The organism is Pseudomonas endophytica, assembly GCF_001411475.1.
Taxonomy (GTDB): domain Bacteria; phylum Pseudomonadota; class Gammaproteobacteria; order Pseudomonadales; family Pseudomonadaceae; genus Aquipseudomonas; species Aquipseudomonas endophytica.
Genome location: NZ_LLWH01000154.1, coordinates 1 through 851, shown reverse-complemented (window position 1 = coordinate 851; position 851 = coordinate 1). Strand labels below are relative to the sequence as shown.

General features: G+C 55.3%; 1 protein-coding gene and 1 pseudogene. Both read left to right on the top strand.

Annotation, left to right across the window (positions count from 1 at the left end):
* Window positions 1-239, top strand: a pseudogene (locus tag AQS70_RS10340) (UPF0149 family protein); the annotation flags it as partial.
* A gap of 4 nt (window positions 240-243) precedes the next feature.
* Window positions 244-642 carry a YbaN family protein gene (locus tag AQS70_RS10335; protein WP_162233896.1) on the top strand — a complete coding sequence of 133 codons (399 nt, stop codon included), beginning with the start codon at window positions 244-246 and terminating at the stop codon, window positions 640-642.
* The last annotated feature ends 209 nt before the right edge of the window (window positions 643-851 follow it).

Below are 851 nucleotides of genomic sequence, written 5' to 3'. Positions count from 1 at the left end.
GCTTTATGCGTGAAGCCGCTAGGTTCGAAACCGCCGAAGAAGAAGTCAGCGAAATGCTGCTGCCGGTCATGGTGGGTTCGGGCCTGTTCGACGACCAACCTGAGTTCGCCGACATCGCTCAAGACGCCAACCTGATGGACGACATGATCGTTCAAATCCCGGAAGCCCTGACCGCCTTGTTCCTGCTGTGCAACGCGCCAGACGAAAAACCGGCGATCCTCAAACCACGTCACCACTGATTCAATGCCTGCTCCCTCTTACAGCAGCCGTTCGCGGCTGCTGCGCTATGTTCTGTTCGCCATTGGCTGGTTGAGCGTAGCGCTGGGGGTTTTGGGCATCTTCCTGCCGGTGTTACCGACCACACCTTTTCTGTTATTGGCTGCCGCCTGCTTTGCCCGCAGCTCCCCGCGTTTTTACCAGTGGCTGGTCGACCATCCTCGGCTGGGACCTTGGATCCGCGATTACCTTGATGGCAACGGTATTCCACTCAAGGCCAAGGTGTACGCCATTGGCTTGATGTGGCTGAGTATTGGTGTGTCTTGTTATCTGGTGCCTTTGCCTTGGGCACGTGGGTTTATGCTGCTGAGCGCAGTGCTGGTGAGCATTTATATCCTGCGTCAAAAAACCTTGGATAAACGCTGAACTGCGCGTTGAAGAACAAAAGCTCGCTCAGGGCCATCTTTGTGGTCTTTTTGTGTTACCTACGTTGCTGCGGCTACAACCGACGCTGCTTCTGCTTTTGGTAGGAGCTGCCGAAGGCTGCGATCTTTCGATCGTTAAAAACAAAGATCGCAGCCTTCGGCAGCTCCTACAGTCTGGACTGCCCGCCAAGGCGTGTCAGGATTGAGTGC

Coding starts and splice junctions, on each gene's coding strand:
- AQS70_RS10335 (WP_162233896.1), top strand. CDS start 244: ATGCCTGCTCCCTCTTACAGCAGCCGTTCGCGGCTGCTGCGCTATGTT.